At 65.7% G+C, this 13,858-nt stretch carries 14 protein-coding genes; 10 read left to right on the forward strand and 4 right to left on the reverse strand.

What is annotated here, in order from left to right; all coding sequences use genetic code 11:
- Positions 1-8: 8 nt before the first annotated feature.
- Positions 9-734, reverse strand: a complete 726-nt coding sequence (locus IE00_RS12285) for a GntR family transcriptional regulator (protein WP_072297594.1) — start codon at positions 732-734, stop codon at positions 9-11.
- Between the two features lie 99 nt (positions 735-833).
- Here IE00_RS12285 and IE00_RS12290 point away from each other — a divergent pair, with 99 nt between their 5' ends.
- The 10 genes from IE00_RS12290 to IE00_RS19780 all read left to right on the forward strand — a co-directional run bounded on the left by IE00_RS12290 (position 834) and on the right by IE00_RS19780 (position 10,349).
- Positions 834-1,988, forward strand: a complete 1,155-nt coding sequence (locus IE00_RS12290) for an LLM class flavin-dependent oxidoreductase (RefSeq protein ID WP_072297596.1) — start codon at positions 834-836, stop codon at positions 1,986-1,988.
- A complete protein-coding gene (locus tag IE00_RS12295) occupies positions 1,989-2,879 on the forward strand; it encodes an aldo/keto reductase family oxidoreductase (RefSeq protein ID WP_072297416.1) in 891 nt (296 codons plus the stop codon).
- Complete coding sequence (locus IE00_RS12300; RefSeq protein ID WP_072297417.1) at positions 2,879-3,385, forward strand: flavin reductase family protein; 507 nt, start codon at positions 2,879-2,881, stop codon at positions 3,383-3,385. Before IE00_RS12295 ends, IE00_RS12300 begins: the two co-directional genes overlap by 1 nt.
- Before the next feature lie 55 nt (positions 3,386-3,440).
- Positions 3,441-4,028 carry a TRAP transporter small permease gene (locus IE00_RS12305; RefSeq protein WP_072297604.1) on the forward strand — a complete coding sequence of 196 codons (588 nt, stop codon included), beginning with the start codon at positions 3,441-3,443 and terminating at the stop codon, positions 4,026-4,028.
- On the forward strand, positions 4,028-5,317 hold the full coding sequence (locus tag IE00_RS12310) for a TRAP transporter large permease (RefSeq protein ID WP_072297418.1): 1,290 nt from the start codon (positions 4,028-4,030) through the stop codon (positions 5,315-5,317). Before IE00_RS12305 ends, IE00_RS12310 begins: the two co-directional genes overlap by 1 nt.
- 20 nt (positions 5,318-5,337) lie before the next feature.
- Positions 5,338-6,396 (forward strand): TRAP transporter substrate-binding protein DctP, encoded by a 1,059-nt coding sequence (gene dctP / locus IE00_RS12315; protein ID WP_072297419.1) that lies wholly within the window; start codon positions 5,338-5,340, stop codon positions 6,394-6,396.
- Between the two features lie 51 nt (positions 6,397-6,447).
- Positions 6,448-7,461, forward strand: a complete 1,014-nt coding sequence (locus IE00_RS12320) for a YeiH family protein (RefSeq protein WP_072297420.1) — start codon at positions 6,448-6,450, stop codon at positions 7,459-7,461.
- Between the two features lie 301 nt (positions 7,462-7,762).
- Positions 7,763-9,211, forward strand: a complete 1,449-nt coding sequence (locus tag IE00_RS12325; RefSeq protein ID WP_072297421.1) for a cytochrome ubiquinol oxidase subunit I — start codon at positions 7,763-7,765, stop codon at positions 9,209-9,211.
- A 2-nt stretch (positions 9,212-9,213) separates the two neighbouring features.
- Entirely contained in the window at positions 9,214-10,245 is a 1,032-nt protein-coding gene (gene cydB / locus IE00_RS12330) for a cytochrome d ubiquinol oxidase subunit II (RefSeq protein WP_072297422.1), read from the forward strand.
- The gene (locus IE00_RS19780) at positions 10,245-10,349 is read left to right on the forward strand and encodes a DUF2474 family protein (protein WP_072297423.1); all 105 of its coding nucleotides are present in this window, start codon (positions 10,245-10,247) and stop codon (positions 10,347-10,349) included. The genes cydB and IE00_RS19780 overlap by 1 nt, the downstream gene beginning before the upstream one ends.
- Here the strand turns inward: IE00_RS19780 and IE00_RS12340 are convergent.
- Genes IE00_RS12340 through IE00_RS12350 form a run of 3 tightly spaced genes read right to left on the reverse strand, consistent with a single transcriptional unit; the run spans position 10,346 to position 13,830 of the window.
- Positions 10,346-10,714 carry a DUF1850 domain-containing protein gene (locus tag IE00_RS12340; protein WP_240493886.1) on the reverse strand — a complete coding sequence of 123 codons (369 nt, stop codon included), beginning with the start codon at positions 10,712-10,714 and terminating at the stop codon, positions 10,346-10,348. The two genes, IE00_RS19780 and IE00_RS12340, sit on opposite strands and share 4 nt — an antisense overlap.
- Positions 10,714-12,819 carry a TRAP transporter permease gene (locus tag IE00_RS12345; RefSeq protein ID WP_072297425.1) on the reverse strand — a complete coding sequence of 702 codons (2,106 nt, stop codon included), beginning with the start codon at positions 12,817-12,819 and terminating at the stop codon, positions 10,714-10,716. Before IE00_RS12345 ends, IE00_RS12340 begins: the two co-directional genes overlap by 1 nt.
- Before the next feature lie 54 nt (positions 12,820-12,873).
- Positions 12,874-13,830, reverse strand: coding sequence for a TAXI family TRAP transporter solute-binding subunit (locus tag IE00_RS12350; RefSeq protein ID WP_072297426.1), 957 nt, complete (start codon positions 13,828-13,830; stop codon positions 12,874-12,876).
- Positions 13,831-13,858 lie beyond the last annotated feature (28 nt).

The raw sequence follows: 13,858 nt of genomic DNA on the forward strand, positions 1-13,858 counted from the left end.
GGATCTCCTCAGATCAGGCGCTGCACGTAAAGCGCCCTGTCGGTGTCGTACCAGGTGCGAGAAAACTCGACGGCACGGGCGGTCTGCGCCCATGACAGGCGCTGGATATGGGCGGTGACGGTGCCGGGGCGGGGGGCAAAGCGGTCATGCGACCAGTCGGGGACCGGGGCGATGCCCACGCGATCCTCGGCGCGGGTGATCCACAGCTTCAGCGCCCGCTTGTAGGTCAGGTAGAGCGAATCCTGCACCTTGTCGCGGGGCACGCGGCCCGCACCGCCATCCAGCCAGATCTCCTCGATGGCGATGGGGATGTCGTCCAGGAACCGCAGGCGGCGAAAGCGCGTGCCGTGGTCGGATGTGCCGTAATCGGGCTGGGCGGCATCCTTGGGCAGGTAATCGACCGACAGGACCTGGGCATTGGGCAGCCCGCCCCCGCCCGCCGCATGTTCCAGCCGGAACATCGAATAGACCGAAGCCACCTGCTGGCCCGCGCGGACATAGTTTCCCGACCCCTGCCGACGCTCGATCAGGCCCTTGCCCTCCAGCTGGGCCAGGGCCTTGCGCAGGGTGCGGACGGTGGTGTCATGCGCCTCGGCCATCTCGCGCTCGGGGGGCAGGCGCTGGCCGTCGACCAGGCGGCCCGCCGCGATGTCGCGGATGACCAGTTCCTCGATCTGCAGATGGATCGGCAGGGCATCGGGGCGGGCTGCCGATGTGCGGCGGGTCGAATTCAATTCCCCGACCTCCACTCCGGAATAATTGATACACCATTGATCTACATCAAGGCCAAGGCTATGCAAGGGGAAAGTTCGGATGAACCCGCGGAGGAAAGCATGACCGTCGTTCCCGTCACATCGGCCGATCTGGACCGCGTCGAGGTCGCGTGGTTTTCCGCGCTCTGTTCGGATGACTATCGGTACCTGGGCGTGCCGGACCCCGATCTGCGGTCGTCCTGGGCGCATTGTTCCGACATCGTGAAAACCGCCGAGGCGCAGGGTTTCGGCAACATCCTGTGCCCGTCCTCCTATCAGGTGGGTCAGGACACGCTGTCCTTCGTGGCGGGCTGCGCGCCCATCACGGATCGCATCAACATGCTGGCGGCGGTGCGCTGCGGGGAAATGCAGCCGATCATGCTGGCGCGCACGGTCGCGACGCTGGACCACATGATGCAGGGGCGGCTGACACTGAACATCATCTCGTCGGATTTTCCGGGCGAAAAGGCCGACAGTGAGTTCCGCTATCAACGCTCGCGCGAGGTGGTGCAGATCCTGAAACAGGCCTGGACCCGGGACAAGATCGACTTTCACGGTCAGGTCTATGATTTCAGCGACCTGTCCACCGATCCTGCCAAGCCCTATCAGACGGGCGGGCCGATGCTGTATTTCGGCGGCTATTCGCCCGCGGCACTGGACCTGTGCGGCGAACATTGCGACGTCTATCTGATGTGGCCCGAAAAGACCGAGGACATCGCAGACCGCATGAAGGCCGCCCATGCTGCGGCCGAACGTCACGGGCGGGTGCTGGATTACGGCTTTCGCGCCCATGTCATCGTGCGCGACACGGAAACCGAGGCCCGCGAATATGCCCGCGAACTGGTGTCGAAGCTGGATGACGAACAGGGCCGCCTGATCCGTGAACGGGCGCTGGACGCGGGCTCTCTGGGGGTCAGCCGGCAGGCACGCAACCGCGAGCTGGCCGATCTGGAAGGGTATATCGAACCGAACCTGTGGACCGGCATCGGGCGGGCGCGGTCGGGCTGCGGGGCGGCCATCGTCGGGTCGACCGACCAGGTTCTGTCGAAGCTTGAGGAGTTGCAGAAGATGGGCATCCGGTCCTTTATCCTGTCGGGCTATCCGCATATCGATGAGGCCGAGCATTTCGGAACCCGCGTGCTGCCGCAGATGAAGACAAGCCAGTTGAACCGCGAATGGGGCCGCGTGCCCGCCACCACACCGCAGACGCCGCTGGGCGCAGGAGAACGTCGCTGAATGGAACGCGTCACGATTGCCGAAGGCCTGTCCCTGTCCCGTCTTGTCTATGGCATGTGGCGGGTGGGCGATGATGCCGACACCTCGGTCGCGCATGTGCGCGCCAAGATCGATGCCTGCCTGGACCAGGGCATCACCACGCTGGACCAGGCCGACATCTATGGCGACTATACCGCCGAAGCCATCCTGGGCGCTGCGCTGAAGGCCGATCCGGGCCTGCGCAGCAAGGTCGAACTGATCAGCAAATGCGACATCGTCGCGCCCTGTGGGAAATACGCCGATGCGTCCTGCAAGCATTACGACACCTCGGCGGCGCATATCCGCGCTTCGGTCGAAAGCTCGCTGCGCGATTTCGGCACCGACCATCTGGACCTGCTGCTGATCCACCGCCCCGATCCGCTGATGGACCACCATGAGACCGGCGCCGTGCTGGACGACCTGGTGGCCCAGGGCAAGCTGCGCGCCGTGGGCGTGTCGAATTTCCGCCCCTGGGACGTTGAATTGCTGCAATCGGCGATGAACACCCGGCTGGCGACCAACCAGATCGAACTGTCGCTGGCCCATGTCGCGCCCTTTGCCAATGGCGATCTGGCCTTCCACCAGAAGCGGGGCGATTGCGTGATGGCGTGGTCCCCCCTGGGCGGCGGCAGCCTGATGACCGGCGAAGGCCCGGTGCAGGCGGTGCTGGACGAATTGGCAGGCGAATTCGGCGTCGATCGCGCGGCGATGGCGGTCGCCTTCCTGCTGCGCCACCCGGCGACGATCCTGCCGGTGCTGGGCACGAATGCGTTGCCGCGCATCGCCGCCATTTCGGACGCGGCCAAGGTGGATCTGGATCGCCAGCAATGGTTCCGCCTCTATCAGGCGGCCCTGGGCCACGAGGTCGCGTGATGCAGCATGGCGCGGCCACCAGCTTTGTTCCCGCCGCTGACAACAGCCGCGACCTGCGCGACGCCTTTGGGCGGTTTGCGACCGGTGTCACCATCGTGACGGCGCAGGGGCGGGACGGCTGCGTGGCGATGACCGCCAACAGCTTCGCCTCGGTCTCGATGCAGCCGCCCTTGGTGCTGTGGTCGCCGGGGCGGGCCTCGTCGCGCTATCCGGTCTTCGTGGGGGCCGAACATTACGCGATCCACGTGCTGGGAGCCGAACAGGAATCGCTGGCCTTCGCCGTGGCGCGCGATCAGGCCGCGCTGCCCGCCGACAAGCTGAGCCTGAACGAAAACGGCGTGCCGGTCCTGTCGAACTGCCTTGCGCGCTTCGACTGCGTCCGCCATGCCGTTCACGAGGCGGGCGACCACGCCATCATCGTGGGCGAAGTCCTGCGGGCCGAAATGCGCCAGGGCGATCCGCTGGCCTTCTTCGGCGGGCGGGTGACGCGGCTGGACAACAGTTAGGCGCCGCCGCATCCCGCAGGAGGAGGCGGGGCGCGGAACGGGGCGGAGGGGAATGATGATGTTTCTGAGCGGGCTGATCCGGCCCTTGTCCTGGCTGAACGACCATGTCCTGCGGGTCGGCCGCGCCATCGGCATCACCGCCGTGGCGGTCATGGTCGCCGTGACGCTGCTGCAGGTCTTCAGCCGCTATGTGCTGAACAGCGCGCTGGCCTGGCCCGACGAGGCCGCGCGGTTCTGCATGCTGTGGATGACCGGGCTGATGGCGCCGACGGCCTTTCGCACCGGCGGCTTTGTGGCCATCGACGTGCTGCCGGAAATGCTGACCGCAACCGTCGCGCGCATCCTGAACCTGATCCTGCTGTGCCTGTCGCTGCTGGTTCTGTATTTCACCATTCCCATCGCCTGGTCCGAGGTGACGGGCATCGGCGGCCGTTTTGCCAGCGCATCCCTGCATCTGCCCGTCTCGCTTGATTTCAGCCAGTGGTACCGGGTGCCGCGATCCTGGATGATGGCATCGCTGCTGGTGGGGGCGGTGATGCTGTTCGTGGTGAACATCGAATTGCTGCTGCGCAACTTGGCGCTGCTTCTGGGGGTGACCGGCCTGCCGGACATCCCGAAAACCGATACGCAAGGGGCCGAATGATGCTGGTCTGGTTTCTTCCGGTCTTCCTGGTCTTTCTGCTGGTCGGCCTGCCCGTCTTCTTCGCGCTTCTGGCCGCGCCGGGGCTGCTGTTGTTCCTGAACGGACAGGAACGCGACCTGACGCTGCTCTATCGCAACCTCTATAACGGCATCGACAGCTTTCCGCTGATGGCGATCCCCTTCTTCATGCTGGCCGGCGAGATCATGAACCGCGGCGGCATCACGCTGCGGCTGGTCGAGTTCAGCCAGGCGCTGATCGGGCATCTGCGCGGCGGCCTGGCGCATGTGAACGTGCTGTCCTCGATGCTGTTCGCGGGCCTGTCGGGCAGCGCGGTCGCCGACACGTCCGCCCTGGGGTCGATGCTGATCCCCGCGATGGAGAAGCAGGGCTATACCCGCAAATTCGCCGCCGCCATCACCGCCGCCAGTTCCGTGATCGGGCCGATCATTCCGCCCTCGGGGATCATGATCATCTATGCCTATGTCATGGGCGAAAGCGTCGCGGCGCTGTTCCTGGCAGGCATCGTGCCGGGTGTGCTGGTCGGCGTCGGGCTGATGGCGCTGATCAAGCTGATGGCGGACAAATATGATTTCCCCGTCGCGTCGCGCAAATACACCTGGCCCGAACGCGGTCAGGCCAGCCTCAAGGCGTTCTTCCCGCTGATGACCCCGGTCATCATCCTGGGCGGCATCCTGTTCGGCATCTTCACGCCCACCGAGGCGGCCGCCGTCGCCGTTCTCTATGCGCTGGTGATCAGCCTTTTCGTTCTGCGGACGTTGCGGGTGCGCGAATTGCCGGACGTGCTGGGCAAGGCAGGGCTGACCTCGGCGGTGGTGCTGCTGCTGGTGGGGGCGGCGATGTCGTTCAAGACCGTCGTCTCGCTCAGCCATGCGCCCCAGCAGCTGGCGGAATTCATCCTGATCCTGACCGACAACCCGCTGCTGCTGCTGTTCCTGATCAACATCCTGCTGTTCATCGTGGGCATGTTCCTGGATGCGGGACCGGCGATCATCATCCTGGGGCCGATTTTGGGTCCGGTTTTCACCGGCATGGGTGTGGACAGCATCCATTTCGCCATGATCATGTGCGTCAACCTGACGGTGGGGCTGGCAACGCCGCCGATGGGGCTGGTGCTGTTCGTCGCCTCGGCCGTGTCGGGGGAACGGGTCTCGACCATCTCGCGGGCGATCCTGCCCTTCCTTGCGGTCGAGATCCTGGTGATCTTCCTGATCACCTATTTCCCCGCCATCTCGCTGACGATTCCGCGCCTGACGGGCTTTGCAAACTGACTGAATTCTGTGGGAGGAACATGATGAAGACGACACTGACACTGGCCGCGACGCTGGCCTTGGGCACGGCCATCGCCCTGCCGGCCATGGCGCAGGATTACACCATCCGCGCCGTCGCCAACTCGAACGAGAACGACGAGGATTACGACGGCCTGCAGGTGTTCAAATCCTATGTCGAGGCCGCTTCGAACGGCGCCATCGCGGTCGAGATCTACATGGGCACCCAGCTGTGCTCGAACGGCGCGGAATGCCTGCAGGGCGTCGCCGAAGGGTCGATCGACGTCTATATCTCGACCTCGGACGGGGCGGCGGGGCTGTTCCCCTATGTGCAGGTGCTGGACCTGCCCTATGTCCTGCCCAATGACCGCGTGGCGGAAATTGTGCTGTCGGGCGATTTCACCCGCGACCTGCGCGAACGCATGCTGGCCGATTCGGGCGACACGCTGCGGCTGATGACCATCGGCAACACCGGCGGCTGGCGCAACTTTGCCAATACCAAGCAGCAGGTCAGCACCCCCGCCGATCTGGAAGGCATGAAGCTGCGCAGTGTCGTGGCCGACCTGCCGCAGGAACTGGTCCGCGCCATGGGCGCATCGCCCACCCCGATCCCGTGGCCGGAACTGTTCACATCCCTGCAGACCGGCGTGGTCGAAGGCACCCAGAACGGCATCACCGACATCATGTCGATGAAATTCCCCGATGCGGGCCTGAAATACATCACGCTGGATGGGCATGCCTATATGGGCGCCTTCTGGTGGATGTCGAACCAGACCTTCCAGTCCCTGCCCGAGGACATGCGCGTCATCGTCAATGACGGCTTCTATCAGCTGCAACAGGCGACCTTCGCCTCGCCCAAGCGCAAGTCGATCCCCGCCTATGAGGAATTCACCGAGGCCGGCGGGCAGATCTATGTCCCCTCGGACGCGGAGAAGCAGGCCTTCGCCGACGCCGCCCAGCCCGTCTATGACTGGTTCACCGACAATGTCGACGGCGGCGCCGAAATCCTGGAGACCCTGCGGGCCGACGTCGCCGAGGCCCAGGCCCAGATGGACGAAAACCGCGCCCGCGACATCCAGTAAGACCGCAAGGGGGGCCACGCGCCCCCCTTAGCCAACCGGGACGATCACGACATGACGCAGATCACATCCGCCCGCCATGCGGCGCAGGCGTTGCAACGGCTGTTTCCCGGCATCGCGCTGGCGCTGATCGTGGCGATGGCCGCGCAGTTCCTGTCCGACCATTATGGCGCGCCGGTGATGCTGATGGCGATCCTGCTGGGCATCGCCTTCAACTTCCTGTCCGACCATGACCGCACCGGCCCCGGCATCGCGGTCGCGGCGCGCGTCTTTTTGCGGGCAGGGGTGGCGCTGCTGGGCCTGCGCGTGTCGCTTGACATGGTGCGCGACATCGGCTGGGGGTTCGTGCTGGTGATGGTGGGCTGCGTGGCGGCGGTGATCCTGCTGTCGGTGCTGATGGCGCGGCTGATGGGGCGCGACCGCGCCTTCGGCTTTCTGACGGGTGGGTCGGTGGCGATCTGCGGGGCCTCGGCGGCCATGGCCATCGGGTCCATCCTGCCGCAGCGCGAGAACTCGGAACGCGATCTGGCCTTCACCGTCATCTCGGTCACGGCCTTTTCGACCGTGGCGATGATCCTCTATCCGATCGTGGCGGGCGCCTTAGGGCTGGATGATCACCAGACGGGGCTGTTTCTGGGCGGGACCATCCACGACGTCGCCCAGGTTGTGGGCGCGGGCTATTCCGTGAATGAGGAAACCGGCGACATCGCAACGGTCGTCAAGCTGATCCGCGTCACGCTGCTTGCGCCCACGGTGCTGATCGGCGCGCTGGTGCTGCGCCGTCACCATCCGACGGTTGGCAAAAGGCCGCCGCTGATGCCGGGTTTCGTGGTGGCCTTCCTGGTGCTGGCGACGCTGAATTCGCTGCATCTGGTGCCGCAGGCGGTGACCGACCCCGCCTCGACCCTGTCGCGGTCGCTGCTGGTGACGGCGGTGGCGGCGGTCGGGATGAAGACGTCGCTGGGGCGTCTGGTCGATGTCGGGGGCGCGGCCTTCGCGATGCTGACCGCCCAGACCCTGGCGCTGGCCTGCCTGGTGCTGGTGCCGCTGCTGTTGGGGCTGGTCTGACGGGCCATGTGGGTTGCGCCCCGGCAACGCGACCGGCCGTCGCAGCCGCGTTTCGCCGGACCCGCGCCCTGCGAATCCCGATGCTGCGTCTGCTGATTGATCAACGATTTCGGCCTGTTGCAGCGCCTCCGGTCCCCCATGCGGCCGTGGCGATCCGGGCGCGTCCGACCCGGTCAAGCGGTCGCTGCGACCTCAGGGCACTTGCTATGGGGAACCCGCGGCGGCTAGCTTCCGTTAAACGAAGTCGCCCACAGCGCAGCCACGCGCCGCGCCGGACAGGGTCTTTGCCAAGAGGTTCCTGATGTTCGAAACCGTCGATGCCGTCCTGCTGGCCCGGATACAATTCGCCTTCACGGTCAGCTTCCACTTCCTGTTCCCGGCCTTCACCATCGGTCTGGCCAGCTTTCTGGCGGTGCTGAACGGGCTGTGGCTGTGGTCGGGCAACACGAAATATCTCGACCTGTTCCGCTATTGGGTCAAGATCTTCGCGCTGGCCTTCGCGATGGGCGTCGTGTCGGGTATCGTCATGTCCTATCAGTTCGGGACCAACTGGTCGGTCTTTTCCGACAAGGCGGGTCCGGTGATCGGCGCGCCCATGGCCTATGAGGTGCTGTCGGCCTTCTTCCTGGAAGCGGGCTTCCTGGGCATCATGCTGTTCGGCCGCGACCGCGTGGGGCCGACGCTGCACATGATCGCCTGCCTTGCGGTGGCGGTGGGCACGGCCATTTCGGCCTTCTGGATCCTGTCGGTGAACAGCTGGATGCACACCCCCGCAGGCTTCGAGATCGACCCCGAGACCGGCCAGTTCCTGCCCACCGATTTCTGGCAGGTGATCTTCAACCCGTCCTTCCCCTATCGACTGATGCACACGGTGACGGCCGCCTATCTGACCACGGCCTTCATCGTCGGCGGCGTGGCGGCGCTGCACCTGCTGCGTCATCGCCATCGCCCCGACCTGGTCAGCCCCGCCACGCGCACGATGTTTTCGATGGCAATGTGGATGGCGGCGGTCTTTGCGCCCGTCCAGATCTTCCTGGGCGACATGCACGGGCTGAACACGCTGGAACATCAGCCCGCCAAGGTCATGGCGATGGAGGGGCATTTCGAAAGCCACCCCGATGGCGCGCCGCTTTACCTGTTCGGGCTGCCGAACCAGGATGAACAGCGGCTGAACTATGCCATCGGCATCCCCAAGCTGTCCTCGCTGATCCTGAAACATGACCTGAACGCGCCGCTGGACGGCCTCGACACCATCCCGCGCCAGGATCAGCCCCCCGTCGCCATCGTCTTCTGGTCGTTCCGCGTCATGGTGATGCTGGGCTTTGCGATGCTGGGGATCGGCCTGTGGTCGCTGGTGGCCCGCGTGCGGGGGCGGCTGTTCGAATGGTCGATGCTGCACCGTGCGGCGGTCGTCATGGCGCCCTCGGGCCTGATTGCGGTCCTTGCGGGCTGGATCACCACCGAGGTCGGGCGCCAGCCCTTCACGGTCTATGGCTTCCTGCGGACCGCCGACAGTGCCGCGCCGCTTGACGCGGCGGCGGTGGGTGCCTCGCTGGTGGCCTTCATCATTGTCTATTTTGCGGTCTTCGGTGCCGGAACATACTACATCCTGCGGCTGATGAATCGCGCACCCGCCCAGGCCGAACCGCGCCTGAAGGATGTGACCAACAGCCCGACGCGCACGGCAGGCACCACGCCCGCCCAACAGCACATGACCCGCAAGACCAGCCCCGTTCATCCCGGAGAGTGACCATGAGCATTGCAGAAGGCGTTTCCTTCGACCTGACCGTCATCTGGGCATTCGTGATTGCCTTCGCGGTCCTTGTCTATGTCGTGCTGGACGGGTTCGACCTGGGCCTTGGCATGCTGTTCGCGACCGAGGCCGAGGGCGAGGATCGCGACGTCATGATGAACTCGGTCGCGCCGGTCTGGGACGGCAACGAAACCTGGCTGGTGCTGGGCGGCGGGGGGCTGTTCGCGGCCTTTCCGCTGGCCTATTCGCTGATCCTGCCGGCGCTTTACGCCCCCATCATCGCCATGCTGCTGGCACTGATCTTCCGCGGGGTCGCCTTTGAATTCCGCTGGCGCACGACCCGCTGGCGGCCGGTCTGGGACGTGGCCTTCATCGGCGGGTCCGCCATGGCGGCGCTGGCGCAGGGCATCACCCTGGGCGGCCTGCTGCAGGGGATTGAAATTGACAAGCCCGGCCGCGCCTATGCAGGCGGCTGGTGGGATTGGCTGACGCCCTTCACGATGATGGTGGGTGTGGCGGTCATGGTCGGCTACATGCTGCTGGGGGCGACCTGGCTGGTGATGAAGACCGAAGGCCCGTTGCAGGAACGCATGCGCCGCAAGGCCTGGGTGCTGGGCATCGCGACGGTGGTCTTCATCGGCATCGTCAGCCTGTGGACGCCCTTCCTGCAGGACGGCTATTACAGCCGCTGGTTCGGGGGGTGGAACATCGTGCTGGCGGCGGGCGTGGGCATCGCGGTCCTGGCGATGGCCTTCGGGATGTTCCGCACGCTGACCGTGCGCCATCACGATTACTGGCCCTTTGTCCTGGCCCTGGGGCTGTTCGTGCTGGGCTTTGCGGGACTGGGCTTTTCGATGTTCCCCTATATCGTCCCCGTCGAGATCACCATCTGGGAGGCCGCCGCCCCCCGCAACAGCCAGATCTTCATGCTGGTCGGCGCGGCGGTGCTGATCCCGATCATCCTGACCTATACCGCGTTTTCCTATTGGGTGTTCCGCGGCAAGATCATCCCCGGCGAGGGGTATCACTGATGCGGCAGGGCATGGGCCGGTTGGCCTGGTTCGTGGGGATCTGGCTGGCTAGCGTTGCCTGCATCGGCACCGTGGCCTTCCTGATCCGGCTGTGGATCGTCTAGGGCTGCGCGCAATCGGGGGCGGACCACAGATGCAGCGGTCCGTCCCCTTCCGGCAGGGCGTGACAACGGCCATCCGCGCATAACCGCCAGCCGCCGCCCGTGGCCCCGGACGTGCCCAGCCAGACATCGCGCTGCGGCGGCAGATCGGGCGCATAGTGCCAGGCACCATCGCGCAGAACCGCATCGGGCGGGGGTTCCATCCCCGCCCCCGATGCGCTGATCCGGGCCTGGACGGGGGCCAGCCCGGTGTCAGTGACCTGCCAGCGTTCCCACCAGGTCGTGCGTTCCACCGAATGCGTCCAGTCCAGGGTGAATTCGGTCGTGGCCAGCGACAGCAGCAGGGCGCCGCCGGCCACGCACAGCATCAGGCGACGACCCGGCGCAGCCGCAGCCAGTGCATCGCCCCGAAGGCCAGCGCCAGCCCAAAGCCCAGCTCATCCGACAGCGGCATCGCCACGATCAGCGAAACCCCCGCCGCGAAGGCTAGGACCCGTTCGACGATATTGGTGCGGTCCAGGAAATATCCGACCATCGCCACACCCCACAGCCCGACCCCCAGGACGGTCTTCAGCAGGATATAGGCGACCTCGACCGGATAGCCCCAGGTCGCGGCGATGGGGCCGCCATCCTGCAGCATCAGCGACGGCGTATAGACGGCCATGAAGGGAATGATGAACCCCGCCGCCGCCAGCCGGATCGCCTGCATGGAAATCTTGAGCCCCGAGGTCTTGGCGATCGGCCCGGCCGCAAAACAGGCCAGCGCCACGGGCGGCGTCAGGTCGGCCATGATCCCGAAATAGAAGACGAACATGTGGCTGACCAGCAGCGGCACCCCCAGCTCCATCAGCGCCGGTCCGGCCAGGGACGAGGTGATGATATAGTTCGGAATCGTCGGGATCCCCATGCCCAGCACCAGGCAGGTCAGCATGGTCAGCACCAGCGACAGGAACAGGTTGTCCTGGCCGATGGCGATGATCGCGCCGATGAAGGTGGACGCGATCCCGGTCAGGGTCAGCGTCCCGATCACCACCCCCACGATGGCGCAGGCCATGCCGACGGGCAGGGCATTGCGCGCGCCCTGGGCCAGCGCGTCGCGGACGATGCCGATGGTGGGGCGGGTGCCCTTGAAGCCCGAGCAAGCCAGCACCAACAGAGCGATGACCGCCACCAGCAGGTTGATCCCGTATTTCAGAAACAGCGCCGACGCGGTCCCAAGTGCCAGCCAAAAGACGACGCGAAAGGCATAGGGCCCGATCATCGCGGCCAAGGGCGCGCCCAGGATCAGCACCGTGACCAGCGCCAGCCCCATCGTGCCCGCAAAGATCGGCGTGTAGCCCGCAAACAGCAGATAGACCAGCGCCGCCAGCGGCAGGACCAGCGGCCACTGGTCGCGCACCGCGTGCCAGGGGTTCGGCAGGCTGGCACGCGGCAGCCCCTTCAGGTTGTCGCGCCCGGCCTGCAGCCAGACCATCCAGAAGACCACCCCGAAATAGAGCAGCGCCGGAATGATCGCCGCCTTGACGACCGAGGCATAGGGGACGTTCAGGGTCTCGGCCATGATGAAGGCGACAGCGCCCATCACCGGGGGCATGATCTGCCCGCCCATGGATGCCGTCGCCTCGACCCCGCCCGCGAAGGCCGGTTTGAAGCCGGATTTCTTCATCATCGGAATGGTGAACTGGCCCGAGGCCACGACATTGGCCACCCCCGACCCCGAGATGGTCCCCATCAGCGCCGATGACAGCACTGCCACCTGCGCGGGCCCGCCGCGCACGCCGCCGACCAGTCCCAGGGCGAAATCGTTGAACAGGTTCAGCATGCCCGCGCGTTCCAGGAAGGCCGCAAAGACCACGAAGATGAAGATATAGGCGCTGCTGACATAGATCGGGCTGCCATAGATGCCCTCGGTCCCGAAGGCGAAATGTTCGACGATCTGTTCGAACCCATAGCCGCGATGGATGAAGGGCGGCGGCAGATGCTGGCCCAGGAAGCAATAGGCCAGGAAGATCCCCGCAATCACCGCCAGCGGCCAGCCCATCAGACGCCGCGCGCCTTCAAAGACCAGCAGGACCAGGATGGTGCCCATCACCAGGTCCATCTGGGTCAGGAAGCCGGTGCGGCGGATCAGGTCGTTATATTCGACCCAGTTATAGATGCCGGTGCTGAAACCCAGCAGCCCCAATGCCCAGAAGAACGCCTGCCCCCGCGTCGTTCTGGCGACAAGGTTGCCCACCAGGCCAAAGCCCAGAAGCAGCAGAAAGCCCACATGCATGGCGCGCACGACCTGGCTGGGCAGGCTGCCATATCCGGCCGCCCACAGCTGGAACAGCGAAAAGGCGACGGCCAGCCAAAAGGCCACGCGCCCCATGATGCCCGTGCCGAAGCCGGGGGGCAGGCCCTCGCTGAATTCGGCCTCGGCGGTGGGATCAAGCGTGGCGGGCCCGCTTGCGGGGGGATGGGATGCGGACATCGTTGACCTTTCCTAGGGATCGGCCCGCGCCGGGTGGCGCGGGCCATGGGGCGCTTAGTCGATCAGGCCGATTTCGCGGTAATACCGCTCGGCGCCCGGATGCAGCGGGATCGAGATCCCGTCCAGCGCGGTGTCGGTCGAAATGCCCCCCGCCGCCGCATGGGCCGAGGTCATGCGGTCCAGGTTCTCGAACAGCAGCTTGGTCATCTGATAGGCGGCCTCCTCGGACACGCCGTCATGGCTGATCAGCATGTTGCCGACGGCAGCGGTCGGCACGTCCTGGTCCTGGCCGTTATAGGTGCCCGCCGGGATCACGCTGGGCACGAAGGGCGCGCCGATGGCCGTCACGGTTTCCTCGGGGATGGCCACGATGCTGATGTCATGGGTCGAGGACAGGTCCTTAATGAAGGCCACCCCCAGTCCCGAGGATTGCAGCGTCGCCTCCAGCTGTCGGTTCTTGATCAGCTCGCCCGATTCCGCGAAGGGCAGGTATTCGACCTTGCCCAGATCGTCATAGCTCATGCCGGCGGCGGCAAAGATGGCGCGGGCGTTCAGTTCGGTTCCCGATGCGGGGGCGCCGACGGACATGGTCTTGCCGCGCAGATCCTCCAGCGTGGTCACGCCGGCCGATGCGTCAGCCACGATCTGGATATAGTTGGGATAGATGGCGGCGATGGCGCGCAGCTCCTCCAGCTTGCGGGGAAAGCCTGCTTCCTCGTTCCCCTCCCATGCGGCCTGGACGCTGTCGCCAAGCGCGAAGGCGATCTCTCCGCGGCCCTGGGCCAGCAGGTTCAGGTTTTCCACGCTGGCCTTGGTGGCCTGCACCTGGGTGCGCGATCCCTCGATGCCCTCGGCATAGATCTCGGACAGGGCGACCCCAAGCGGGTAATAGACGCCCGAGGTCCCGCCGGTCAGCACGTTGATGAAGTCCTGGGCCTGGGCCATGGGCGCGGTGGCCATTAGGCCCCCAAGGGCGGCCGCGGGAATGGCGGCGGCGATGCGATGGAACATGTGGTTTCCTCCCGTGATGTTCTGTCGC

The organism is Paracoccus sp. SM22M-07 (assembly GCF_001887735.1).
GTDB lineage: Bacteria > Pseudomonadota > Alphaproteobacteria > Rhodobacterales > Rhodobacteraceae > Paracoccus.

What these genes read in the sequence shown, in the direction of transcription:
- IE00_RS12290 (WP_072297596.1), top strand. Translation starts at nt 834, where the DNA reads ATGACCGTCGTTCCCGTCACATCGGCCGATCTGGACCGCGTCGAGGTC.
- IE00_RS12295 (WP_072297416.1), top strand. Translation starts at nt 1,989, where the DNA reads ATGGAACGCGTCACGATTGCCGAAGGCCTGTCCCTGTCCCGTCTTGTC.
- IE00_RS12300 (WP_072297417.1), top strand. Translation starts at nt 2,879, where the DNA reads ATGCAGCATGGCGCGGCCACCAGCTTTGTTCCCGCCGCTGACAACAGC.
- IE00_RS12305 (WP_072297604.1), top strand. Translation starts at nt 3,441, where the DNA reads ATGATGTTTCTGAGCGGGCTGATCCGGCCCTTGTCCTGGCTGAACGAC.
- IE00_RS12310 (WP_072297418.1), top strand. Translation starts at nt 4,028, where the DNA reads ATGCTGGTCTGGTTTCTTCCGGTCTTCCTGGTCTTTCTGCTGGTCGGC.
- dctP (WP_072297419.1), top strand. Translation starts at nt 5,338, where the DNA reads ATGATGAAGACGACACTGACACTGGCCGCGACGCTGGCCTTGGGCACG.
- IE00_RS12320 (WP_072297420.1), top strand. Translation starts at nt 6,448, where the DNA reads ATGACGCAGATCACATCCGCCCGCCATGCGGCGCAGGCGTTGCAACGG.
- IE00_RS12325 (WP_072297421.1), top strand. Translation starts at nt 7,763, where the DNA reads ATGTTCGAAACCGTCGATGCCGTCCTGCTGGCCCGGATACAATTCGCC.
- cydB (WP_072297422.1), top strand. Translation starts at nt 9,214, where the DNA reads ATGAGCATTGCAGAAGGCGTTTCCTTCGACCTGACCGTCATCTGGGCA.
- IE00_RS19780 (WP_072297423.1), top strand. Translation starts at nt 10,245, where the DNA reads ATGCGGCAGGGCATGGGCCGGTTGGCCTGGTTCGTGGGGATCTGGCTG.
- IE00_RS12340 (WP_240493886.1), bottom strand. Translation starts at nt 10,714, where the DNA reads ATGCTGTGCGTGGCCGGCGGCGCCCTGCTGCTGTCGCTGGCCACGACC.
- IE00_RS12345 (WP_072297425.1), bottom strand. Translation starts at nt 12,819, where the DNA reads ATGTCCGCATCCCATCCCCCCGCAAGCGGGCCCGCCACGCTTGATCCC.
- IE00_RS12350 (WP_072297426.1), bottom strand. Translation starts at nt 13,830, where the DNA reads ATGTTCCATCGCATCGCCGCCGCCATTCCCGCGGCCGCCCTTGGGGGC.